Here is a 22,815-nt window from a genome sequence, read left to right on the forward strand (position 1 = left end):
CCGATGACCCTGTGGTCAATCGGTATCACTGATCCATAGCTTCGTCGGCAGTCTTATTGGCCGACCCTAAGCCTCGGAGACACTGGACGTCCATTGCGTATCCAAAACGACGGGACGCGCAACCGAGTTTTGCGCGGAGCTCAAACCTAGACCGGAGTCTAGAGCGGAGGCGGGTGTAACTCGACAAGGCGAAAGACCTTTGCAATATCAATAAAATACTGATCAGCGGTTATTTTAAAGTAGGGCGGCTGGGACTTGAACCCAGGACCGACGGATTATGAGTCCGCTGCTCTAACCAGCTGAGCTACCGCCCCAATCGACGCAACTGCTCTGACGAGTGTGCGACCGATTCTGTGGTGATCGGGTGGTTCACCGGGTTCAACGATACAGGCTCGAAAGGCGGGCTCGCCCGCCTACTCCGCGCCGCGGGCGGCCGCGTCGGAAGTGACCGCGTCGATAACCGGTTCCCCGCGATACAGGCACTCAAACGTGTTCAGGGTGCGGTTGATGTCGTGCACACCGATGAGCCGGAGGGAACTGTTTTTGAGCGCGTTCAGGTCGTCGGGTGCGGCCGTCAGAACTGTCGTGAGCTTGTCGGCGAGGTCCTGAGCGTTTCCGGGCTCGAACAGGTAGCCGTTCTGGCCATCGTGCACGAGGTGTGGGAGCGCCATGGCGTTGGCGGCCACGATCGGCAATCCAGACGCCATCGCCTCCATAGTCGCGATGCTCTGCAACTCCGCGATCGACGGCATCGCGAACACCGTCGAGCGGGTGTAGGCGGTCGCCAGTTCGGCATCCGTCACATAACCCGTGAACGTGACCCGACCACTGAGTCCGAGCGCCTGCGACAGATGTTCAAGGTTGCGCTTCTGGTCGCCGCCACCGACGATCTCCACCTTCACATTGAGGTCGGGCGAGAGCAGGACCACGGCCTGCAGCAGCACGTCGATCTGTTTCTCGCCGGTCACGCGGCCAACGAAAAGGATGCGGTTCTCGGTGCGTGGCGCGAAAGTCGGCGAGTAGTTGTGGGCGTCGATGCCACATGAGATCGCCAGCACGCCCTCGAGGCCGGTGTAGCGCTCCAGGAACTGGGCGGCTCGCAGGGTCGGTGTGGTGACCGCTTCCGCCCGGCCGTAGGTACGCCTCGCAGCCCGCCAGGCGGCCTTGATGAGGCGATCGTGCAGGCCCTTTGGGACAAGGGTGAATTCCAGCATGTTCTCTGGCATGAAGTGGTTCGTGCCGATGATGCGGATGCCGCGCTTCGCTGCCTCGATCGTGACGGCACGACCCACGTTGATGTGGGACTGGAAATGGACGACATCCGGCTTGACCGTATCAAGGATTTTCCGGGTCTCTCGCGGAATGAACCACGGCAGGGCGTACCGCAGCCAATCGTGCGGGTACCAGCGCCAGCTCTGCAGACGGTGCACGACCATCGGCTGGCCTTCATGCACCTCGGTCCACGTGCCGAACTTGCGTGACGCGGCTGGAGCCATGATGTGCACTTCGTGCCCGCGGCCCACCATCCCGGCGGCAAGACGCTCGGCGAACCGGGCCGCGCCGTTCACGTCGGGGGCAAAGGTGTCCGCCGCGATCAGGATGCGGAGAGGCTTCTTCGCCGGCTCGCGGGGGCACGACTCGCTCGGCAAATCGGTCAAATCTGACAAAAGACAATGTCCCAACGTAAGTGAGCCGGAGTTCGTCATCCGGCGAGAAATCATGTTTTCGACGGCGCGTACGCTGACGAAGTCTTCTAGAACCCTATTCTAATCCGGTGCTGCAACAGCCATACCGGGGGCGGCGCGCCCACGCGGACGCCCAACGGAGTGCTTGGAGCGCCGTCAGTCGTCGGCGAGAGGGTGATACCGGGCCAACAGGAAGACCCCGACGATGGCGACGACACCCGCGACGAGGAAGGCGACAGCCGCCCACGGCGGAGCCTGTTCGATCTCGCCCAGAACGACGATGCCGATGCCGACGGCGATCAGCGGATCGATCACGGTGAGTCCGGCGATGACCAGGTCCGGCGGGCCGGACGCGTAAGCGTTTTGCACGAAGTAGGCGCCGAGCACCGCCGCCAGCAAAAGCCCGATGACGCAGGTCAGGGTCAGCCACTCGAAGTTGCCGTTCTGGGTTCGGTTGATGACGACCTTGGCCAGCGTCGCGACGAACCCGTAGAGCACCCCGGCGCCGACAATGTAGAACATCGCCTTGAACTGGGTACGCAGCTTGAGGAACGCGACGCCGAAGAGGGACAACACGACGCCGAGCACGATCAGGATCGTGATCAGGTTGCCGTCGGTGACTGGTTTGTCCACGGCGGTGAACGCGGCCACTGTGACGAAAAGGGCCACGCCGCCGACGCACATCGCGATCGCGATCTTCGACGCGCGGTTTACGGGGACCCGGGTGATGCGGGAGTTCAGGATGGACGTGATCACGAGGGCGACAGCGCCGAGCGGTTGAACCATGATGATGGGGGCGAAGGCCAGACTGGAGAGCTGGAAAACGATCGCCAGCCCGAGCATTATCGTGCCGAAGACCCAGGAAGGCCGACCGAGCAGCAGCATCAACTGGCGCGGGTTGAGTCCCCCGGTGACCTCAGCCGTTTTGGCCTCGACCTTCGTGACGCCGCGATGCTGGAATTGAGCTCCCAGCGACAGGAATACGGCACCCACCAGAGCGAGTGGAATCCCTATTGCCTGACGTGGATTGATTGCGATTTCCGCAGCCAGGTCGGTCAGGTCGGGGTTCACTCAAACGAGCCTATCGAGAACCAGCCCGTTATCCTTGAAGAATGGCCGTTCGTTCGATAGCAATTTCAGGAGATCCCGTTCTCCACTTCCCCGCCCTTCCCGTCACTGATTTCGACGATGATCTGCATGAACTCGTGCGGGACATGTTCGAGACAATGGATGCCGCGCCCGGCGTCGGTCTGGCGGCGCCGCAGGTGGGAGTGCCGCTCCGGCTCTTCACCTACAACTACCTCGATGACGACGGCCACCTGTGGCGTGGCGCGGCCATCAACCCGGAACTGTGGATCACCCCGGTTCCCTCGGGCGAGGCCGACGAGAACGAGGACGTCGAGGGCTGCCTGTCTTATCCGGGCGAACGCTTCCCGCTGCTACGCTCCCCCTCCGCCAGCCTGCGCGCGGTGGACCTTGAGCAGAAGCCCTTCGAGATTCACGCCGAAGACTGGCTGGCCCGCATCTTCCAGCACGAGTACGACCACCTCGACGGCACCCTGTACGTGGATCGCCTCGAGCACTTCTACGCCAAGATCGCCTTCAAGGTGACCCGCAAGCGTGGCTGGGGCACGCCCGGGCTCAGCTGGATGCCCGGCGTCGACAACCTTGAAGATTGACCAGGTAGGCCCGGCCTGATCCGCTGGCCCGGCGAAAGAATCAGCTGCGGTCGAGGTCCACTCCGTGGATGCCGTTGTGGAAGCGCAATGACGGGAAGATGGCCGTGACCGTGAACCCGACGCCGGGCACGGTCCCGGCGTTGAAGATGCCACCGAACATCGCGGTGCGCTCGCGCATCTGGGTGATGCCTGCCCCGGCTACGTTCGCACTCAGCGCCTTGAGGTCGTCGTCGATCGTGTACTTCGTGCGCGCGGCGAAGTCGGCGGCGTCGGCACTGTCCCGGCGAGCCACCGCACGGATGCCGTCATCCGCGACCAGCAGCTGCAGCCCGTCCTGAGTCCACGAGATCGTGACCCGAGCCTCCGTGCCTCGTCCTCCATGAGTGAGGGTGTTGGCCAGCGCGCTCTGCAGGATACGGATGACGGCCAGCTCGGCGCCCGGCTTGAGCGGGAACCGCTCGCCTGACTCGGTGAAGACCACGGTGACGCCCGCGTCACGCATGACTCGGAACAGGTCCTTCGCCGACTGCAGGCCCGGCTGGGCGGCGGAGACAGATTCACCCTCGCGCACGATCGTCAGCACGCGGCGCATGTCGGCCAGCGCCACCCGGCCATCGTCGACCAATGCCGTCGCCACCCGCACGGCGCTGGACGGGTCGCTCTCGGCCGTGTAGCGGGCACCTTCGGCACGGGTGATCAGCCGCGCGACGGACAGCACGGCCACGTCCTGAAGATCCCGGATGATGCCGAGCCGGCCCTGTTGTTCGGCAAGAGACAGTTGCAGGTCAATGCGTAGCCGTTCGGCCGCCGTGCGGTCGAAGACCACGCGCCGGGCCCGGACAAGGGTGACCAGCCAGAGGGCGAGCAGCCCGACGACGAGCACGGCCAGAACGGTGCTCACGGTGAGCCAGGACTCCACGGATGCCGCCTTTTCTGCGACCGCGTCGCACGGAAGTGAACGGGATACAAAAAAGGCCACCAGGGGTGGAGCCCTTGGTGGCCTTTCGCTCCCCGACTTGGACTCGAACCAAGAACCTGCGCATTAACAGTGCGCTGCTCTGCCAATTGAGCTATCGAGGAATGTCGCTTGAACAGCTCTATTACTTTATCAAAAGTTGGTGATCTGCCAAATCGGCGTCAACCGTCAGTAGCCGATTTGAGGGTCAACGACCCCGACGTACCGCCCATCCGCAAGGAAGGCACCCACATTCAGGCGAATCCGCTCGGCCAGGAGCGGGGCGGTCATCTCGGGCGTGTCGGCCGAATGCGGCGTGATCAAGCACCGCGCCTCGGCCCAGAGCGGATGCCCCTGCGGCAACGGCTCCGGATCCGTCACGTCGAGGGCCGCGCCGGCGATGGTTCCTGCGGCCAGCGCTGCCACCAGAGCGTCCGTGTCGACGAGCGGGCCGCGGGCGATGTTGACGAGCACGGTCTCGGGCCGCATCAGCTCGAGTTCGGCCCGGCCGATCAGGTGGCGGGTGCCGCCCGTGAGCGCAGCCGCCACGACGACGACGTCGCTGGTCTGGAGAACGCCGGAGAGGGCGTCCGTCACCACCGTCTGAGCCGCACCGGGCACCGGCTCGGTGCTGCGGCGCACCACTGTGACGTGGGTGCCGAACGGCGCGAGCAGGCGGATCAGCTCACGGGCGATCCCACCAGCGCCGATGATGGTCACGTTGAGGCCGTAGAGCGAGCGCCCCTCGGACAGCGTGCTCCAGCCCTCGGCCCGAGCGCGCTTCGGCAGCACCCGCAACAGCGCCAGGGTGAGAGCCAGGGCGTGTTCGGCGACGGGCTGCGCGTACGCGCCCTTCGCGCTGGTCCAGAGAAGGTCCGGGCGGTCCAGGCCGGCAAGCACCCCACTGAAGGCGTCGACGCCCGCCCAGGGGAGCTGCACCCACCCGATGCCGGGATACGCGTGCAGGGTGGCGCGCAGCTCGTCGGCCCGGCCGTAGTCCAGCCAGATCAGTCCGCGGGTCTCGCCGGAGAGCTCCGTCACGGTTCCCCCGGCAGCCTCGACCGCCCGGGAGAAGGCCGGTTCCGGCCGCGGCAGGATGGTGATCGGACCGGGGGCCGGTCGTCGGTGCGCCGGAAGGGGCGTGACCTCGTCGGTGAGAACGGCCTGGTGTTGCACGGATTCAGTTTTCGATGACATGTTCGTCGGATTCACTCTCGTAATCGTAGTTGTCGTCGTCGTTCTCCTCGTCCGGCGCCTCCCCCATCAGAGCCGCAGCCAGGCCGGCGACATACGGATGCCACGGGTCGTCGAACACCTCGTCGATCGTGCCCAGCCCCACCAGCACGCCCTGGTGCAGCACGGCGATTCGGTCTGCGACCCGGCGAAGCACGCTGAGATCGGAACTGATCACCAGCGCCGAGAAGGCCCGCTCGCGCTGCAGCTCGCCGATCAGGTCGACCACGGCGTCCCGGACGGTGGCATCGACGCCGGCCGTCGGCTCGTCCGCGATCAGGACCGACGGCCCGAATACCAGCGCCCGGGCCAGCGCCACCCGCTGACGCTGACCATTGCTCAGCTCGTAGGGGAATTTGGTGAGCACCGACAACGGAAGCCGCACCGCGTCGACCATGGTCGCCACTTGCTCGTCGAGGATGTGCCGGTCGTAGCGCCGGTCTCGGTCGAGCACGGGCACGGCCACGATCTCCGCCACCGTCAGAGTCGAGGGCAGCGTGTCGGCGGCATCCTGGGCGAGGTGCCCCACCCCGAAGGTGAGCCGGGCCAGCTTGCGCCGACGGATGCCGCGGAGCCGGTACCCGAGCACCGTCGCCTCTCCCCCGGTGATCTCTGGTCGAACGTCGCCGGTGCCTCCGCCGCCGTGGCTGAACGCGGCGCCCGACAGAACCCGGGCCAGCGTGCTCTTGCCCGAACCGCTCTGCCCGAGAAGTCCGAGCACCTCGCCGACCCCGACCTGCAGGGTAAGGCCACGCACGGCCGTGAATGCGCCGCTGGCACCGTGCGGCGGGTACTCGACCGTCAGGTCACTGGTGGAGATCGGACTTGTCGGACTTGTCGGACTTGTCGGTGCGGCGCCGCGGATCATGTGTCTATCCTGCCTCACGCAGTCGGCGCAGTCCCTCCCGGCGCAGGGCCTGCTCGGCCGGGTCCGGCACGGGCAGGGAGGCCAGGAGCCGCTGGGTGTAGGGATCCTTGGGTGCACCGAGAACCTCGGCGCTGGTGCCCTCCTCGACAAGTTTTCCTCGGTACAGCACCGCGATCCGGTCCGCGACGAGGTCGACGACAGCCAGGTCATGACTGATGAACAGCGCGGCAAAGCCGAACTCCCGCTGGAGTTCGGCGAACAGCTCCAGCACCCGCGCCTGCACGGAGACGTCGAGAGCGCTGGTGGGCTCGTCGGCGATCAGCAGGGGCGGCTCCAGGGCGAGCGCCCGCGCCAGGCTCGCGCGCTGGCGCTGGCCGCCGCTCAGCTCGTGCGGGTAACGGTCGCCGTAGGCACGCGGCAGCTGCACGGCCTCGAGGAGCTCGTTGACCCGCGGGCGAGCATGGGCGGCGTTCTTCGCCCGACCGTGCACCACCAGCGGTTCAGCGACGCAGTCGGCGATGGTCAGCAGCGGGTTGAAACTCGACGCCGGGTCTTGGAAGACGAACCCGATGTCGCTGCGGAACTTCCGGAACGCACGCTCCTTGAACCCGTTCATCTCGTGGCCCATCACGGTCAGAGAGCCACCGGTCACCCGGGTCAGGCCGGCGATGGCCCGCCCGATCGTGGTCTTGCCAGAACCGCTCTCCCCCACCAGACCGAGAACCTCACCGGGCCGGATCAGGAAGCTCACGCCGTCGACGGCGGTGAAACCGGACCGGCCGAGCCGGCCGGGGTATTCGATTCGGAGCTGGTCGGCGACGACGACCGGCGCCTGCTGCTCCCAGCCGGCCGCGCGGGCCGTGGCACGGGCGGCGGCGTGCACGACCCCCTGGCCCACGTGAGGCACGGCGGCGAGCAGCTTCTTCGTGTAGTCGTTCTGCGGCGAGCGGAAGAGGGTTTGAGCATCCGCCTCTTCGACGACCTTGCCCTGGTACATCACCGCAACCCGGTCGGCGAGGTCTGCGACCACGCCCATGTTGTGGGTGATGAGCACGATCGCCGTGCCGAATTCATCGCGGCAGCGGCGCAGTAAGTCCAGGATCTCGGCCTGCACGGTCACGTCGAGCGCCGTGGTCGGCTCGTCGGCGACGATCAGGCCGGGGTCGAGCACCAGGGCCATGGCGATCACGACGCGCTGCTTCTGGCCGCCGGAGAACTGGTGCGGGTAGTAGTCGACGCGGGTTTCCGCGTCGGGGATACCGACCCGCCCGAGGATCTCGATGGCCTTCTTACGGGCTTCCTTGCGACTGAACTGGCCGTGCGCGCGGATGCCCTCCATGATTTGCCAACCCACCGTGAAGACGGGGTTCAGCGCGGTCGAGGGTTCTTGGAACACCATGGAGACGTCGGTGCCGCGAACCTGCCGCAGCTGGGCTGTGCTGAGCGCGATGACGTTGCTCTCGCTCGAGCCGTCCTTGCTGCTGAGGATGACGGCCCCGGAGGCGGTCGCCGTCTCCGGCAGCAGCCCGAGGATGGTCTTGGCGGTGACGGTCTTGCCGCTCCCGCTCTCGCCGACGATGGCCAGGACCTCGCCGGGAGCGACCCGCAGGGTGACGCCGTCAACGGCCCGAACGGCTCCGGCGTCGGTCGCGAACGAAATGCCCAGATCGGTGATGGTGAGCACGTCGGTCATGGTCGGTCCTCGAGTCCTTCGGTGGGATGGGTTGCGGTGCCTTCCAGTCCGCCGAGCCCGCCGGGGCCGGCGACGAGGGTGCCACCGGGAACGACCGAGGTCTGCGCGACGATCCCGGCCGACTGGCCGACTGCGCGGCGTCCGCGCAGGCGGGGATCGGCCAGGTCGTTGAGGCTTTCGCCGACCAGCGTAATGCCGAGCACGACGAGCACGATGGCCAGGCCGGGGAACAGTGACGTCCACCAGATGCCGCTGGTGACGTCCGAGAGGGCCTTGTTGAGGTCGTAGCCCCACTCGGAGGCGGCCGTCGGTTCAATGCCGAACCCGAGAAAGCCGAGGCCCGCGAGGGTCAGGATGGCCTCCGACGAGTTCAGGGTGAAGATCAGCGGAAGGGTGCGGGTGGCATTGCGGAACACGTGCCGGAACATGATCCGGCCGCTGCCGGCACCCAGCACGCGTGCGGATTCCACGTAGGCCTCCGCCTTGATCCGCACCGTTTCGGCGCGGATCACTCGGAAGTACTGCGGGATGAAGACCACGGTGATCGAGATCGCCGCCGCCAGCACACCGCCGATCAGGTTGGACTTGCCCCCGGAGATGACGATCGACATCACGATGGCGAGAAGCAGCGATGGGAACGCGTAGACGGCGTCGGAGACGACCACCAGGATCCGGTCGAGCCAGCCGCCGAAATAGCCCGACACCAGTCCGAGGAACACCCCGGCGAAGATCGACAGCAGGACGGCCACAATGATCACGAACAGGGCGGTCTGGGCACCCCACAGCACTCGGGAGAGCACGTCGTAGCCGCTGACGGTGGTGCCCAGCGGATGCGCGCCCCCGGGCGGCTGCTGGGCTCCGAAGGCGCCGTCGGCGTCGCGCAGTTGGCTGAAGCCGTAGGGCGCGAGCACGGGGGCGAAAATGGCGGTCAGCACAAAGAGAGTGGTGATCACCAGGCCGGCGACCAGCATCCCGCGCTGGAGTCCGATGCTCTGCCTGAGCTGGTGCACGACGGGGAGGCGGGACCAGACGCTGCGCTTCTGCCGGGCGGAGATCACGGTGGCGTCACTCATCTCAGTACCTCACTCTCGGGTCGATCAGTGCGGCGATGATATCGACGACGAAGTTGGAGAGGGCGACGATCACGGCGAGCAGGGCGACGATCCCCTGCACGGCCACGAAGTCCCGGGCCTTGAGGAACTCGGAGAGCATGAAGCCCAGGCCCTTCCATTCGAAGGTGGTCTCGGTCAGCACGGCGCCGCCGAGCAGCAGGGCGATCTGGAGGCCGATCACGGTGATGATCGGGATCAGGGCCGGCCGGTAGGCGTGCTTCCGCACCAGGCGGAACTCGCTCACCCCACGCGAGCGAGCGGCGTCGACGTAATCGGTGCCGAGGGTTCCGATCACGTTGGTGCGCACGAGGCGGAGGAAGACCCCCGCAGTGAGCAGCCCGAGCGTCAGCGCGGGGAGCACGGCATGCTCGAGAACGTCCCCGAGCACGGTCGGGTCCCCGGTCAGGATGGCGTCGATCGTGTACAGGCCGGTCTGGTTCGGCAACAGCTGCATCTGCAGCTCGGAACCGGTCGAGGCCCGCCCGGAGACGGGAAGCACGTCGAGGTAGACGGCGAAGACGAGTTTGAACAACAGCCCGGAGAAGAACACCGGCGTGGCGTAGCAGAGGATCGCGAAAACCCGGAGGAAGGCGTCCGCGGATTTGTCCCGCCAATAGGCGGCGACCATGCCCAGGGGAATCCCGACGATGAACGCGACGACGAGGGCGTAGAACACGAGCTCGAACGTGGCCAGCCCATAGGTGACCAGGATTTCGGAGACGGGACGGTTGGTGCTGATGGTCGTGCCGAAGTTGCCGGTGAACACCTGGCCCAGGTACTCGATGTACTGCACGAAGATGGGCCGGTCGTAGCCGGCGGCCTGGATGCGCTCGGCCAGCTGTTCGGGCCCGAGACGCCCGCCGAGAGCGGCCGTGATCGGGTCACCGGTCGTGCGCATCAGCCAGAAGACCATGGACACGAGGATGAAGATGGTGGGAAAGATCAGCAGAAAACGGATCAGGATGTACCGGCCGATCCCGCCGTCAGTTGCGGGACGTTTCTTGCGTCCCGTCGCGCGGGGCGACGGGGGGCGCGTGGTCACAGTGGTCATTCCTGCCTAACGATAGGACTGTGCGATTAGAACGTGACGGGGGCACCCAGCGCGCAAGCGGCTGGATGCCCCCGGGTTTCAAATTAGAAAATGCTAACCGGTTGACGAACTAACCTTTGACCAGTGCCGCGTAACGGAACTTGAACGACGCGTCGAGCGTGTCGCTGGTTCCGGTCACATCGGGGCCGGTGACGGCAACCTGGGCGCCCTGGAGCAGCGGCACGGTCGACAGCTGCGCGGCGACCTTGTCCTGGATCTCCTCGATCAGCTTCGTGCGCTCGGCGGGATCGGCGGTGACGGCCTGCTTCAGGATCAGGGCGTCGACCACCGTGTCGCTGTAGTGGTTCTTGAGGAAGCCGCCTTCGAGGAAGAACGGGGTCAGGTAGTTGTCGGCGTCAGAGTAGTCCGGGAACCAACCGAGCTGGTAGATGGGGTAGACATCCGTCGTGCGGTCCTTCGAGTACTGAACCCACTCGGTGGTCTGCAGGTCGACGGTGAAGAGGCCCGAGGCTTCCAGCTGGTCTTTGACCAGGGCGTACTCGTCGCCGGACGACGGGCCGTAGTGGTCGTTACTGTACTGGAGGTTGAGCTTTACCGGACCGGTCACGCCGGCGGACTTGAGGGTTGCCGCGGCCTTGTCGACGTCGGGGGCACCCTCACCGTCGCCGTAGAGGCCCTTGAGGGACTCGGTGGCACCGGTCAGTCCGGCGGGAACGTAGGAGTACACCGGGGTGTACGTGCCCTTGTAGACCTGCTCGGCGATTTCGTCGCGGTCGACCAGGTCGGCCACGGCCTGGCGCACGGCAAGGGCCTTGGCCGGGTCGGCCTCGGCGGTCTTGGCGCCGAACGGCTGGGTGTCGAAGTTGAAGACGATGTAGCGGAGTTCGCCGCCGGGTCCGTCGACGACCTTGACCTTGTCGTTGCCGCGCAGGTCCTCGATGTCGGTGGCCGACAGGCTACGGAACGCCACGTCGATATCACCCTGCTGCACTTCGAGCTTCAGATTGGAGGCGTCGGCGTAGTACTTCACGTTGACGACGTCGGTCTTGGCCGCGCCCAGGAGACCCTCGTAGTCCGAGTTGGCCTTGTAGCCGACCAGGTTGTTGAAGTCGTAGCTGGTGATGACGTACTGGCCGGCGAACGCGTTGGCGTCGACGATGTCCTGGTCCGGCGTGAGCTTCGTGGCCGAGAAGGTGTCCTCGTCGACGATGGGGCCAGCCGGGCTGGACAGGATCTGCGGGAAGATCTGGTCGTCCGCCTGCTTGAGGGTGAAGACAACCGTGGTGTCATCGGGGGCCGCGACGCTGTCCAGGTTGTAGAGCAGCGAGGAGGGGCCGTTGTCGTCCGCGATCGCCAGCTGGCGGTCGAAGGTGAACTTGACGTCGGAGGAGGTGAGTTCGTTGCCGTTGGCCCACTTCAGACCGGGCTTGAGGGTGACCGTGTACTCGTTGGGGCTGGTGAACGCGGCGGCCGTGGCGATGTCGGGCTCGACGTCCGGACTGCCGTAGGGCGTGTTCATCAAGAATGGGAAGACCTGGTTCTGCACCGCGAACGAGCCGTTGTCGTAGGAACCGGCCGGGTCGAGCGACGTGATCTTGTCGGTCGTGCCGATCGTGATGGCTTCGCCACCCGAGCTGGTCTCGTCGTCGGTTCCGCCGGCGGAGCAGCCCGCCAGGGTCAACGCGGCGACCGCGACAACCGCGGCGGCACTGAGCCCTCTCGCGCGTGAAGTGGATGAGAATGCCATAGCCGTGAGCCTCTTCCTCTAGAAAACCGATGCCGGGCGCAGGAATCGTGCACGGCCAGCATTGCTGTAGGAAAAGAAATAGCACAGAATGCGCGGTGTCCCGGCGCAATACGATGCATCTTTATCGAGCTGCAACCAAGGAGGAGCCGGGCGAGACGAGCCCGGTCTAATCCTCCCGGAGGTTGCGGCGCTCGGCCTCGACTCGCACCAGCTCCCGCTGGAGTGCCACATAGACGTCGCGATTGGTCGCATCCGCGCGCTGGAGCCGACCGAGCAGTTCGGCTTTCTGGCGAAGCAGGTCCCGGTCGATCAGGGCCACGGTGATGTCGCGCACGTAGCGGCCGATTTCGCGTTCGGACCGTTCGGGCAGGGAAGCCATCGCCAACTCCTTGACCAGGTTTTCCAGCGTGGCCGGGACCTCGGCGACGATGCGGTCGAGCCAGTCGACGGCGTCGTGGTGGGGCGCGGTGGCCGCGATGGCGTCGCGCACCACTGCCAGGGAGGTGTTCACGAAGTTCGTGGCCGCGGCGCGCTGGATCAGATCCACCCCGACGACGGTAGGGCGCTGCAGCATGGCCATCAGGCCGTCGCGTTCCAGCCGGGTGACGGGGTCGGTCGCCAGCTCGATCATGGAGAACGGCTGCTCCCGGGGCACCGGCTCGTTCTCCCCCGGCCGAGCTCCCGGAGTGGCCGTACCGATGCTCCGGGAGCGCGACAGGGCGGCGGAGACGGCCTTGCCGACCTCGCCGAGCTCCATGCCGAGCATGCGCGCCAGCTCGTGCGTGTAACCGGGTCGCAGGGTCGGGTCACGGATGTCGCCGACGATCGGCGCCGCGGCGCGAAGCGCGGCGACGCGACCCTCCACCGTGTCGAGGTTGTATTGGCCGAGCAACTGCCGGATCATGAATTCGAACATGGGCTTTTTCGAGTCGATCAGTCGGCGCACGGCGTCATCGCCGCGGTGCAGTCGCAGGTCGCACGGGTCCAGTCCCTCGGGCGCGACGGCCACGTACGTCTGGGCGGAGAAACGCTGCTCCTCGCTGAATGCGCGCACGGCGGCCTTCTGGCCGGCGGCATCCGGATCGAACGTGAACACGACCTCGCCGACCCCGCTGTCGTCGCCGAGCACGCGACGCAGCACCTTGATGTGATCGACCCCGAAGGATGTGCCGCAGGTGGCGACCGCGGTCGTCACCCCGGCAAGGTGGCAGGCCATGACGTCGGTGTAGCCCTCCACGACGACGACCTGGTGGCCTCGGGAAATGTCGCGTTTGGCGAGGTCAAGCCCGTAGAGCACCTGGGACTTGTGGTAGATCGGCGTTTCGGGGGTATTCAGATATTTGGGTCCCTTGTCGTCGTCGAGGAGCCGACGCGCCCCGAAGCCGATGGTCTGCCCGGTGATGTCCCGGATCGGCCAGACCAGGCGGCCGCGGAACCGGTCGTACACGCCGCGGTCGCCGCTGGAAACGAGACCGGACAGCGTGAGTTCCTCGGTGGAGAACCCCCTGGCGCGCAGGTGGTTGGTGAGCTCGTCCCAGCTTTTCGGGGCGAAGCCGACCCCGAACCGGGCGGCCGCGAGGGAGTCGAAGCCGCGTTCGCCGAGGAAAGTACGCCCGACCAGGGCGCCGGGGCTGCCGAGGCGTTCCACGAAGAAGTCGGCCGCGGCCTGGTTGGCGGCGTACAGGCGGGCCCGATTGGTGTGGTCGGGAGCCTCGCCGGCGCCGCCCTCGTAGTGCAACTCGATACCGACCCGGCCGGCGAGCCGTTCGACGGCCTCACTGAAACTGACGTGGTCCATTTTCTGCAGAAAGGAGTAGACGTCGCCGCTCTCGCCGCAACCGAAGCAGTGGTAGAAACCGACCTGTGGGCGCACGTGGAAGCTTGGGCTGCGCTCGTCGTGAAAGGGGCACAGCCCCTTCATCGATCCCACGCCGGCGGACTTGAGACTCACGTAGTCGCCGACGATGTCGGCGATGTTGGTGCGGGCCTTGACCTCTTCGATGTCGTTTTGTCGAATCAGGCCTGCCATAGCTGAATGTTAGTCCTGCCCGTGTCGGTGTTCGGTGTGGTGTCGTCGTTCTGTGCGGTGCTGCCCGTGCTGTCCGTGCTGTTGTTCGCGCGGGTCAGTGCTTTACCAGGCGTTCGTACCAGGCCAGCGCGGACTGGTCGGTAAGGCTGGCGACCTGGTCGACGACGACGCGTTTGCGGGCTGCGGCGTCGGCGGCTGCGTGCCAGTCCTCCCGGTATCCCGCGTCGAGGTGTTCGTCCCCCGTCGCGTGCAGCGTGCGCGCCAACAGGGTGAGCACCTGCCTCTGCTCCACATAGATGGGCTTGCGGGTCTGTCGCGTCATCACGAAGGTCGCCACGATGCCCTTGAGCACGGCGATCTCCGCCTCGACCTCCCGCGGCACGACCACGTGTGCGCCGAACCGAATCAGGTCGCCCCCCGGGTTGGCGTCGCGGGTGGCGCGCACGGCGGCACCGCTGAAGCGGCCGATCAGCTGGCTGGTCAAGTTCTTCAGCAGGCCTTGGTCGCGGCGGCTGCCCGACCAGGTCTCAAGCCAGGCGTTGAGCGAGTCCAGCCGGTCGAAGGCGTCGGCCAGGTCCTCCTCGGAGAGACCATCGCCGGTCCACTCGGTCATCGTGGCCAGAAGCGACTCGTGGTTGGTCCGGCTGCCGAGCTGGCCGACGTCGATGTAGCCGTTGACGACGGCGTCCTCGAAATCGTGCACGGAATACGCGATGTCGTCGGAGAGGTCCATCACCTGCGCCTCGATGCAGCGCCGGCGCTCCGCGGCGCCGGAGCGCATCCACTCGAAGGCCTCCCTGTCGTCCGGGTAGAAGCCGTACTTGGCGCGGCCGCTCGGATCGGCGACCGACGAGTCGGCCGGCCAGGGGTATTTGCAGCTCGCGTCGAGGCTCGCCCGGGTGAGATTGAGCCCATAGCTGCGGCCGTGACGGCCGAAGACCTTGGGTTCGAGTCGGGTGAGCAGGCGGAGCGTCTGCGCGTTACCCTCGAAGCCGCCGATGTCTGCGGACCAGGTGTTGAGGGCCTTCTCGCCGTTGTGGCCGAAGGGCGGATGGCCGATGTCGTGCGCCAGGCAGGCGGTGTCGACGATGTCCGGGTCGAGGCCCAGCCGCAGAGCGAGTTCGCGCCCGACCTGGGCGACCTCGAGAGAATGGGTGAGTCGGTTGCGCGCGAAATCGAGACCGGCGGCCGGGCTCAGCACCTGGGTCTTCGCGGCCAACCGGCGCAGAGCGCTCGAGTGCAAAAGCCGGGCCCGGTCGCGAGCGAAATCGCTGCGCCTGGAGCCGTGCTCCTCAGGCAGCCAGCGTTCCTCGTCGTGCCTGCTGTATCCGGTCTCATTAGCCACCGCTTGTGTCCCCTTCACCTTCGGTCAGATTGGCGCGTTCCGCCGACACCAGCTCCTGGGAGTCGAGCCAGTGTTCAGGAAGTGAGGTTTTCTTCGGGCTGCCGGCCCGACCCCGGGGCCCCTCGGCGCCCTCGCCGGGGTAGTCCTGATCGCCGTCGAGGGTGCCCAGCAGATCGTCGAGCTGCGCGAGCGAGACGACCGAGGCCAGGCTCGCCCGCAGGTCGCCGCCGACCGGGTAGCCCTTGAAATACCAGGCCACATGCTTGCGGATGTCCCGGCAGGCTCGCTCCTCGCTCTCGAAGAATTCGGTCAAGAGCACCGCGTGGCGGCGGAAGGCGTCGGCGACCTGGCCCAGGTTGGGCTGGATCCTGGCAGCCGCCGCGCCGAACTCGCCGCCGCGGAAAGCCGCGGCGAGGTCACCAAACAGCCAGGGGCGGCCCAGGCAGCCACGCCCGACGACGACGCCGTCACAGCCGGTCTCCGCGACCATGCGCAGGGCGTCCTCGGCGGACCAGATGTCACCGTTGCCGAGCACGGGCACGCTGGTGACGGTTTTCTTGAGGGTCGCGATGGCGGACCAGTCGGCCTGGCCGGAGTAGTACTCGGCGGCCGTGCGGGCATGCAGGGCGATGGCCGCGACACCGGCGCCCTCGGCCGCCTTGCCGGCCTCCAGATAGGTCAGATGATCGGAGTCGATGCCCTTGCGCATCTTGACGGTGACCGGCACGTCACCGGCCGCGGTGACGGCACCCTCGACGATCTGACGGAAGAGCCCGAGCTTCCAGGGCAGGGCGGCGCCGCCGCCCTTGCGGGTGACCTTGGGAACCGGGCAGCCGAAGTTGAGGTCGATGTGGTCGGCCCGGTCCTCGGCCACAAGCAGGGTGACCGCCTCGGCGACGGTCTTCGGGTCCACGCCGTACAGCTGGATTGAGCGGGTCTTTTCGCTCTCGTGATGGTTGATCAGTCGCATCGACTCCGGCGTGCGTTCGACCAGCGCACGGGAGGTTATCATCTCGCTGACATAGAGGCCTGCGCCGTATTCACGGCACAGACGACGAAACGCCGTGTTGGTAATCCCTGCCATGGGCGCGAGAACGACGGGCACGTCGAGCGTGAGCGGGCCGATCGTGAGGTTCGCCGGGCTGGTCTGGGTTACGGAAGTCATCCGTTCAATTCTCCCCCACGCCGGGACGCCTACCTGACGACCCGGCTAGACGCCGCAGGAGCCGCCGCCGCAGCATCCGCCGGCCGCGGCTTGGCCGAGAAGTTCGATCGTGGGAACGGACGCGGCCTCGGCGGGGGCGACCGGGGCGGTGGTGTCTGGTGCGTCGCTCATTTGTTCTTCTCCTCGGATTTTTCGGTGTGCGCCTGGCGGAGGGCCTGGGCGAAGGTGTCGGGGTCCTGGGCGCCGGAGATCCCGTATTTGCCGTCGATGACGAAGAAGGGCACCCCCTGGATGCCGTAGGCGCTGGCCTGAGCGACGTCGGCCTTGACATCCGCGAGGAAGTCGTGGGCGGTCAGGGCGCGGATGACGTCGTCACGGTCCAGGCCGATTTCGGCGGCGAGGTCTGCGAGGTCGGCGATCCGGCCGACGTGGCGGCCGTCGACGAAGTAGGCCTTAAGCAGTCGTTCTTTCATGTCGAGCTGGCGGCCGTGCGCCTTCGCGTAGTGCAGCAGCTCGTGCGAGATGACAGTGTTGGTCTGATGCACGGAGTCGTAGTCGTAGTGCAGCCCGACGCTCTCGGCAATGCCGGTGACGTGCTCGAGCATCTGCTCGACCTCGGCGACCGGCAGGCCCTTGCGCTGACTGAGGTAGTCGACGGGGCTGCCATCGAAGTCGACCGGGGTATCCGGGGCGAGTTCAAAGCTGTGATACTCAACCTCGACGTTCCCGTCGAACAGGGCCGCCCCGGCCTCGAACTTGCGCTTTCCGATGTAGCACCAGGGGCACTGAACGTCGGACCAGATGTCTACTTTAATGGCTTCACTCACTGTGAGGTCAACCGATGGAGCCCCACGTTGTATTCCCGGCCTAGACGGTCGGCGCGTCCACGGCGCCGCCGTAGCGGCGGTTACGGGCCGCGTAGAGCTCGATCGCCCGCCACAGGTCCCCACGGCCGAAGTCCGGCCAGAGGGTGTCCAAAAACACCATCTCCGCGTAGGCGCTCTGCCAGAGCAGAAAGTTGCTGGTGCGCTGCTCCCCCGAACTGCGCAGGAACAGGTCCACGTCGGGGAGGTCCGCGGTGTACAGGTACCGCTGGATCGACTTCTCGGTGATCCCGGCGGGCTTCAGCCTGCCTGCGGCCACGTCCTCAGCCAAGGCGCGCACGGCATCCGCGATCTCGGTGCGCCCGCCGTAGTTCACGCACATGGTGAGGGTGAGCACGTCGTTCCCGGTGGTCAGCCGTTCGGCGAACTGCAGTTCCTTGATGACGGATGCCCACAGCCGGGGCTTGCGTCCGGCCCACCGCACGCGCACCCCCCATTCGTTGAGCTGATCGCGCCGGCGGTGCAGGACGTCCCGGTTGAATCCCATCAGGAAGCGAACCTCGTCGGGTGACCGCTTCCAGTTCTCGGTGGAGAACGCGTAGACGCTCAGGTGTTTGACGCCGATCTGGATGGCCCCGGCGACGACGTCGAGAAGCGCAGCCTCCCCCGCCTTGTGGCCTTCCACCCGAGGCAGCCCGCGCGCGTTCGCCCACCGGCCGTTGCCGTCCATCACGACCGCCACGTGCTCGGGAACGGCCTGCTTCGGCAGGGCGGGCGGGTACAGGCCCGTCCAGTCCAAGGGTTTGAACGGCACCGCATCCTTGTGGGTCAGGGGCTTCTGGCCGAAGGGATTGAGGAAGGGCGCAGGGGTCATCGACTCACGTGTTCCAACGATCGAAGGCCGCGCCCGAGGTGCCACTGCGTGTAGGCGGCGACAACCCCGGTGGCCTGGGCTCTGGTCTGGGGAGGGGTGGATTTGGTGTGCTCCCAGTCGCCGGTCAGGAGGGAGCCGAGCAGGGTGATGGTGGCCGGATCGAGCCTCGGCGAACCAGGGGCTGCGCAATCGTCGCAGACGATCCCGCCAGCCTGCACAACCATCGCTGAGTGGGCTCCCCGGGCTCCGCACCGTGCGCAGTCCTGGAAACTGGGTGCCCAGCCGGCCATCGACAGTGCTCGGAGCAGATAGGAGTCGAGGGTAAGGCCGGCGCCGTGCTCACGGCGGGAGAGCGACCGGAGGGCACCCACGAGCAGCAGGTACTGCTGCAGCGAACCCTCCGCCTCGGTGAGCTTGTCGGCGGTTTCGACCATGGCGCTGGCCGCCGTGTAGCTCGGGTAGTCGGCCGTGATCAGGGCTCCGTAAGAAGCGATGGACTCCGCCTGCGTGATGACGTCGAGGCTCCGCCCCTCCCAAAGCTGCACGTCGGCGACCATGAACGGTTCGAGCCGGGCCCCGAATTTCGACGCGGTGCGGCGCACACCCTTGGCTACCGCGCGCACCTTCCCGTGCTGGCGCGTGAGCATGGTGACGATGCGGTCGGCTTCGCCCAGTTTCTGGGTGCGCAGCACGACGACATCATCACGGTAGACAGGCACCCCTGAATTCTCCCACCTGGCGGGAGCGCGGGGTCGTCAAGCGCGCCGATACCCACCGTTTCAGTGGTTTCATTAGGGGTGCCCTCCACCTCATTCTTCATCCCGCTCTGGCTCGACCTCACGGCCGTGGCCATCGGAGCCGTGCAGGGCGCCATGTTCGCCGGTCGCTTCACCGACCGCCGCTTCGACCTGCTCGGCATCGCGCTGATCGGCGTCACCGTGGGGCTCGGCGGCGGTTTGCTCCGCGATATCCTGCTGGGCGGCGTGCCGGCCGCGCTGCAGAGTAACTGGTACCTGCCGGTGTGCGCGGGGGCGGCTCTGCTCGGCATGCTGCTGCAGAGCCTGTTCAACCGGCTCGGCCCGTTCATCATCGCCCTCGACGCCGTGACCATCGGGCTGTTCGGCGCCCTCGGCACGAGCAAGGCACTCGCCGTCGGCCTGCCGGAGATCCCCGCCCTGTTCGTCGGGGTCGTCACGGCGGTGGGTGGGTCGGCCCTGCGGGACATGATGCTGAACGTGCCGATCGCCGTGATGCACGTCGGCTCGTTCTACGCCGTCGCGGCCGGGGTCGGCAGCGGCCTGCTCGTGGTGCTCTTCATGCTGCAGGTGCCCATCACCATCGCCGGGATCGCCTGCGTCGTGGTGACGACGGTCATCCGGATCCTCGCCGCGCGATACGGCTGGAGCCTGCCGCAGCAGCGCGCGATCGGCAGTTGGCCCCGGTGGCGGCGCGACAATATCGTCGCCTTCCGGCGGCGCAGGAACCGCGGCGCCTGAGGCCCCGAACGGGCCCGAAACTGGTCCACAAACGACGGATTCCGCTCTCGCCTTTCATTGCGTCCCGGGTCAGACTGGTAAGAAGATCTCACGTCGTTTGGAGGAACCTCATGAACATGATGAAGGGCAACGTGCCCGATTCGATGCCGGATTTGATGCCGGTCCTGTCCCGAGGCAAGCACAGAAACCCACGTTCCGGCGCCTGTTTCATGGAGTTCGCCTCCTATCTCGCCGGAGTGGCCTGGAGTGACCACCCTGCCTGCACTCATCCGTTACTCGCCTCCGTCGCTCGGATGGTGAACGACTGCACGTCGGACACCGCCCGGGCCCGGCTGGTCCCGCTGATCCCGTCGGTGATCGGTCTGCGCGGGGACAACGCACGGGTGCGCTTGCTGATCGCTCTGCGGGCGGCCACATCCGCGCTCCCGGTCACGAGTGCAGACCACCAACGGGCCCTTGCCGTGGGGATCCTCAACTGCGAACGGTACCTGACCGAGGCCAACGGCACCATTCCCGACGACGTCGCCCTGCGCATCCGCAATTCGTTTGACGCGGCACCGGCGACCGAACGGTGGGCGCGAGACTTCATCGCCTCGATGGGATCCTGGTCTCGGAGCAAGTTCACGGACCGCACGGCGGAGACCATCATCCGGGTGTCCGTGCAGGGCATCGCGGAAGCGTGCGTTCCCGACCCGGACGGCCAGCTCTACGACCTGCTCGCCGGCGCGATCGACGACTGCACGATGGTGCTGACCCCTGCGCCCAAGGCACGACCGGCCAGGGCGACTGCCGACCCGACTCACGTGGCTCCGACGCACCGGGCGAAGACGAAGGACACGGCGCGGGTCTAGAGCCGGACTGACAGCACGCAGCCGAGAACCATCGCTCCGGCCGAGCGCCTCCCCCGGGGAAGGCACTCGGCCGGGCTGACGATTTTCTGCTCACGCGCCGACTGAGTTCACGTGCCGGCTGAGTTCACGTGCCGGCTGAGTTCACGTGCCGGCTGAGGCTACCCGGGGTCAGGCGGTCGCGTCCGCCAGAGACCGCTTGCCGGCCTCGGCGCGGATGCCGCGGTTGACCGCCGACACCACCGACTTGAGCGAGGCGGTCGAGATGTCCGCGTCGATGCCGACGCCCCAGAACCGCGTGCCGTTGACGTCGAGTTCGACGTAGGCCGCGGCGAGGGCGTCGCCGCCTGCCGACATGGCGTGCTCGACGAAGTCGTAGAGGGTGATGGCGATGCCGCGTTCGGCCATCACGCCGAGGAACGCCGCGATCGGGCCGTTGCCCGCGCCGACCGCGCTGGACACGGTCGTGTCGTCGCGCAGGTCAACGGACAGTTCGACCGAACCGGAGAGGTCGCTCGAGGTGCGCGTGGCGTGCAGCTCGAACCGACCCCACTTGGCGTCGGGCGTGGTGTGGCTGGCCGGCAGGTACTCGTCGTTGAAGATCTCCCAGATCTGCTCACTGGTGACCTCGCCGCCCTCCTGGTCGGTCTTGGACTGCACGACGCCGGAGAATTCGATCTGCAGCTTGCGCGGCAGGTCCAGGGCGTGGTCGGTCTTGAGCAGGTAGGCCACGCCGCCCTTGCCGGACTGGGAGTTGACCCGGATCACGGCTTCGTAGCTGCGTCCGAGGTCCTTCGGGTCGATCGGCAGGTATGGGACCGCCCAGAGCAGGTCGTCGACGCCGCAGTCCTGCGTGGCGGCATCCACTGCCATGGCCTCGAAGCCCTTCTTGATGGCGTCCTGGTGCGAGCCGCTGAACGCGGTGAAGACCAGGTCGCCGGCCCAGGGGCTGCGCTCGGGCACAGGCAGCTGGTTGCAGTACTCCGCGGTGCGCTTGACCTCGTCGATGTTGCTGAAGTCGATCTGCGGGTCGATGCCCTGGGTGAACAGGTTGACGCCCAACGCCACCAGGTCGACGTTGCCCGTGCGCTCCCCGTTGCCGAACAGGCAGCCTTCGATGCGGTCGGCCCCGGCCAGGTAGCCCAATTCCGCGGCCGCGATGGCTGTGCCGCGGTCGTTGTGCGGGTGCAGGGAGATGAGCACGTTCTCGCGGTGGGCGAGGTGGCGGGACATCCACTCGATGGAGTCGGCGTAGACGTTGGGTGTGGCCATCTCGACGGTCGCGGGCAGGTTGATGATGACCTTGCGCTCCGGCGTGGGCTCGAGGACCTCCAGCACCCGGTTGCAGACGTCGACGGCGAATCCCAGCTCGGTACCGGTGTAGCTCTCCGGGGAGTACTCGTAGTAGACCGTGGTGCCGGGGACGGATGCCTCGGCGGCGCGGCAGAGACGCGCGCCGGCCAACGCGATGTCGATGATGCCCTGCTTGTCTTCGCGGAACACGACCTTGCGCTGCAGCACGCTGGTGGAGTTGTAGAGGTGGACGATGGCCTGCCTGGCGCCCGCGATCGACTCGTAGGTGCGCCGGATCAGGTGCTCGCGCGCCTGGGTGAGCACCTGGATGGTCACGTCGTCTGGAATGGCATTTCCGTCGATCAGGCTGCGCACGAAGTCGAAGTCGGTCTGGCTGGCCGACGGGAAGCCGACCTCGATCTCCTTGTAGCCCATCCGCACGAGCATGTCGAACATGATGCGCTTGCGCTCGGGGCTCATCGGATCGATCAGCGCCTGGTTGCCATCCCGCAGGTCGACGGCGCACCAGCGCGGGGCCGCGGTGATGTGCTTGTCCGGCCAGGTGCGGTCGGGCAGCTCGATCGTGAACTGCTCCTGATACGGGCGATACTTGTGAATCGGCATCTGGGATGCGGTCTGATTGTTTTTCATGATCTGGGATCTCCTCGCGAATGGTGGGTAGCCAACGACGAACTCCGCGACGAGGGAGGCCTCAGATTAGGACTCGTCGCGGCAGCGAAGAAGCAGCTCACCGAAAAACATAAGTGCAGGCTACCACCCTCGGCAGCACCCTCGGCAGCGGATCGGGTCACGCCACCCGATCGCATCCGGCGTTGCACGAATTCGACGGAGAATTTCGGGAAATGGCAGGTTTCCGGCTGTCCGTGGCCGATACAGGCAAAATCTCCGTCGAATTCG

At 66.7% G+C, this 22,815-nt stretch carries 20 protein-coding genes and 2 tRNA genes; 3 read left to right on the plus strand and 19 right to left on the minus strand.

From position 1 onward, the window contains the following. Window positions 1-240 precede the first annotated feature (240 nt). From CXY79_RS04595 to CXY79_RS04605, 3 genes are all read right to left on the minus strand, one after another. Window positions 241-314 (minus strand) — tRNA-Ile (locus CXY79_RS04595). A gap of 99 nt (window positions 315-413) precedes the next feature. Continuing rightward, window positions 414-1,658 (minus strand): glycosyltransferase, encoded by a 1,245-nt coding sequence (locus CXY79_RS04600; protein ID WP_369827935.1) that lies wholly within the window; start codon window positions 1,656-1,658, stop codon window positions 414-416. A gap of 183 nt (window positions 1,659-1,841) precedes the next feature. Beyond that, complete coding sequence (locus CXY79_RS04605; protein ID WP_104099975.1) at window positions 1,842-2,756, minus strand: DMT family transporter; 915 nt, start codon at window positions 2,754-2,756, stop codon at window positions 1,842-1,844. 41 nt (window positions 2,757-2,797) lie between these two features. Here CXY79_RS04605 and def point away from each other — a divergent pair, with 41 nt between their 5' ends. After that, complete coding sequence (gene def, locus CXY79_RS04610; protein WP_104099976.1) at window positions 2,798-3,364, plus strand: peptide deformylase; 567 nt, start codon at window positions 2,798-2,800, stop codon at window positions 3,362-3,364. 40 nt (window positions 3,365-3,404) lie between these two features. Here def and CXY79_RS04615 read toward each other — a convergent pair whose 3' ends face one another. The 15 genes from CXY79_RS04615 to recO form a co-directional block, all read right to left on the minus strand. Continuing rightward, on the minus strand, window positions 3,405-4,283 hold the full coding sequence (locus CXY79_RS04615) for a sensor histidine kinase (RefSeq protein ID WP_104099977.1): 879 nt from the start codon (window positions 4,281-4,283) through the stop codon (window positions 3,405-3,407). A gap of 88 nt (window positions 4,284-4,371) precedes the next feature. After that, a tRNA-Asn gene (locus tag CXY79_RS04620) sits at window positions 4,372-4,444 on the minus strand. 64 nt (window positions 4,445-4,508) lie between these two features. After that, complete coding sequence (locus CXY79_RS04625) at window positions 4,509-5,516, minus strand: D-isomer specific 2-hydroxyacid dehydrogenase family protein (protein WP_104099978.1); 1,008 nt, start codon at window positions 5,514-5,516, stop codon at window positions 4,509-4,511. Beyond that, window positions 5,500-6,420 carry an ATP-binding cassette domain-containing protein gene (locus CXY79_RS04630; protein ID WP_104099979.1) on the minus strand — a complete coding sequence of 307 codons (921 nt, stop codon included), beginning with the start codon at window positions 6,418-6,420 and terminating at the stop codon, window positions 5,500-5,502. The genes CXY79_RS04625 and CXY79_RS04630 overlap by 17 nt, the downstream gene beginning before the upstream one ends. A 4-nt stretch (window positions 6,421-6,424) precedes the next feature. Beyond that, entirely contained in the window at window positions 6,425-8,113 is a 1,689-nt protein-coding gene (locus tag CXY79_RS04635) for an ABC transporter ATP-binding protein (RefSeq protein ID WP_104099980.1), read from the minus strand. Beyond that, window positions 8,110-9,186 (minus strand): ABC transporter permease, encoded by a 1,077-nt coding sequence (locus CXY79_RS04640; protein WP_104099981.1) that lies wholly within the window; start codon window positions 9,184-9,186, stop codon window positions 8,110-8,112. Before CXY79_RS04640 ends, CXY79_RS04635 begins: the two co-directional genes overlap by 4 nt. Before the next feature lies 1 nt (window position 9,187). Beyond that, window positions 9,188-10,276: an ABC transporter permease gene (locus tag CXY79_RS04645; RefSeq protein ID WP_104099982.1), complete on the minus strand. Its 1,089-nt coding sequence runs from the start codon at window positions 10,274-10,276 to the stop codon at window positions 9,188-9,190. A 109-nt stretch (window positions 10,277-10,385) separates the two neighbouring features. Next, entirely contained in the window at window positions 10,386-12,023 is a 1,638-nt protein-coding gene (locus tag CXY79_RS04650; RefSeq protein WP_104099983.1) for an ABC transporter substrate-binding protein, read from the minus strand. A gap of 166 nt (window positions 12,024-12,189) precedes the next feature. Continuing rightward, window positions 12,190-14,052 (minus strand): DNA primase, encoded by a 1,863-nt coding sequence (gene dnaG, locus CXY79_RS04655; RefSeq protein ID WP_104099984.1) that lies wholly within the window; start codon window positions 14,050-14,052, stop codon window positions 12,190-12,192. A gap of 94 nt (window positions 14,053-14,146) precedes the next feature. Further along, entirely contained in the window at window positions 14,147-15,397 is a 1,251-nt protein-coding gene (locus CXY79_RS04660; protein WP_174721875.1) for a deoxyguanosinetriphosphate triphosphohydrolase, read from the minus strand. Next, window positions 15,390-16,562 carry a tRNA dihydrouridine synthase DusB gene (gene dusB, locus CXY79_RS04665; protein WP_104099986.1) on the minus strand — a complete coding sequence of 391 codons (1,173 nt, stop codon included), beginning with the start codon at window positions 16,560-16,562 and terminating at the stop codon, window positions 15,390-15,392. The genes CXY79_RS04660 and dusB overlap by 8 nt, the downstream gene beginning before the upstream one ends. A gap of 45 nt (window positions 16,563-16,607) precedes the next feature. Then, the gene (locus CXY79_RS16710) at window positions 16,608-16,733 is read right to left on the minus strand and encodes a hypothetical protein (protein ID WP_255409015.1); all 126 of its coding nucleotides are present in this window, start codon (window positions 16,731-16,733) and stop codon (window positions 16,608-16,610) included. Then, the gene (locus tag CXY79_RS04670; RefSeq protein WP_104099987.1) at window positions 16,730-17,389 is read right to left on the minus strand and encodes a DsbA family protein; all 660 of its coding nucleotides are present in this window, start codon (window positions 17,387-17,389) and stop codon (window positions 16,730-16,732) included. Before CXY79_RS04670 ends, CXY79_RS16710 begins: the two co-directional genes overlap by 4 nt. Before the next feature lie 40 nt (window positions 17,390-17,429). After that, window positions 17,430-18,260 (minus strand): isoprenyl transferase, encoded by an 831-nt coding sequence (locus CXY79_RS04675; protein WP_104099988.1) that lies wholly within the window; start codon window positions 18,258-18,260, stop codon window positions 17,430-17,432. After that, window positions 18,257-18,979 carry a DNA repair protein RecO gene (recO, locus tag CXY79_RS04680; RefSeq protein WP_104099989.1) on the minus strand — a complete coding sequence of 241 codons (723 nt, stop codon included), beginning with the start codon at window positions 18,977-18,979 and terminating at the stop codon, window positions 18,257-18,259. The genes CXY79_RS04675 and recO overlap by 4 nt, the downstream gene beginning before the upstream one ends. Before the next feature lie 78 nt (window positions 18,980-19,057). Here recO and CXY79_RS04685 point away from each other — a divergent pair, with 78 nt between their 5' ends. Together CXY79_RS04685 and CXY79_RS04690 are read left to right on the plus strand one after the other, a co-directional pair. Then, window positions 19,058-19,756 carry a trimeric intracellular cation channel family protein gene (locus CXY79_RS04685; RefSeq protein ID WP_233191248.1) on the plus strand — a complete coding sequence of 233 codons (699 nt, stop codon included), beginning with the start codon at window positions 19,058-19,060 and terminating at the stop codon, window positions 19,754-19,756. Window positions 19,757-19,866: 110 nt separating this feature from the next. Next, on the plus strand, window positions 19,867-20,607 hold the full coding sequence (locus tag CXY79_RS04690; RefSeq protein ID WP_174720215.1) for a hypothetical protein: 741 nt from the start codon (window positions 19,867-19,869) through the stop codon (window positions 20,605-20,607). Between the two features lie 168 nt (window positions 20,608-20,775). On the opposite strand, the gene leuA is transcribed toward CXY79_RS04690, so the two are convergent. Next, complete coding sequence (gene leuA, locus CXY79_RS04695) at window positions 20,776-22,548, minus strand: 2-isopropylmalate synthase (protein WP_104099990.1); 1,773 nt, start codon at window positions 22,546-22,548, stop codon at window positions 20,776-20,778. Window positions 22,549-22,815: the final 267 nt, after the last annotated feature.

Origin of the sequence: Cryobacterium sp. M96 (assembly GCF_002929845.1) — a bacterium.
Taxonomy (GTDB): domain Bacteria; phylum Actinomycetota; class Actinomycetes; order Actinomycetales; family Microbacteriaceae; genus Cryobacterium; species Cryobacterium sandaracinum.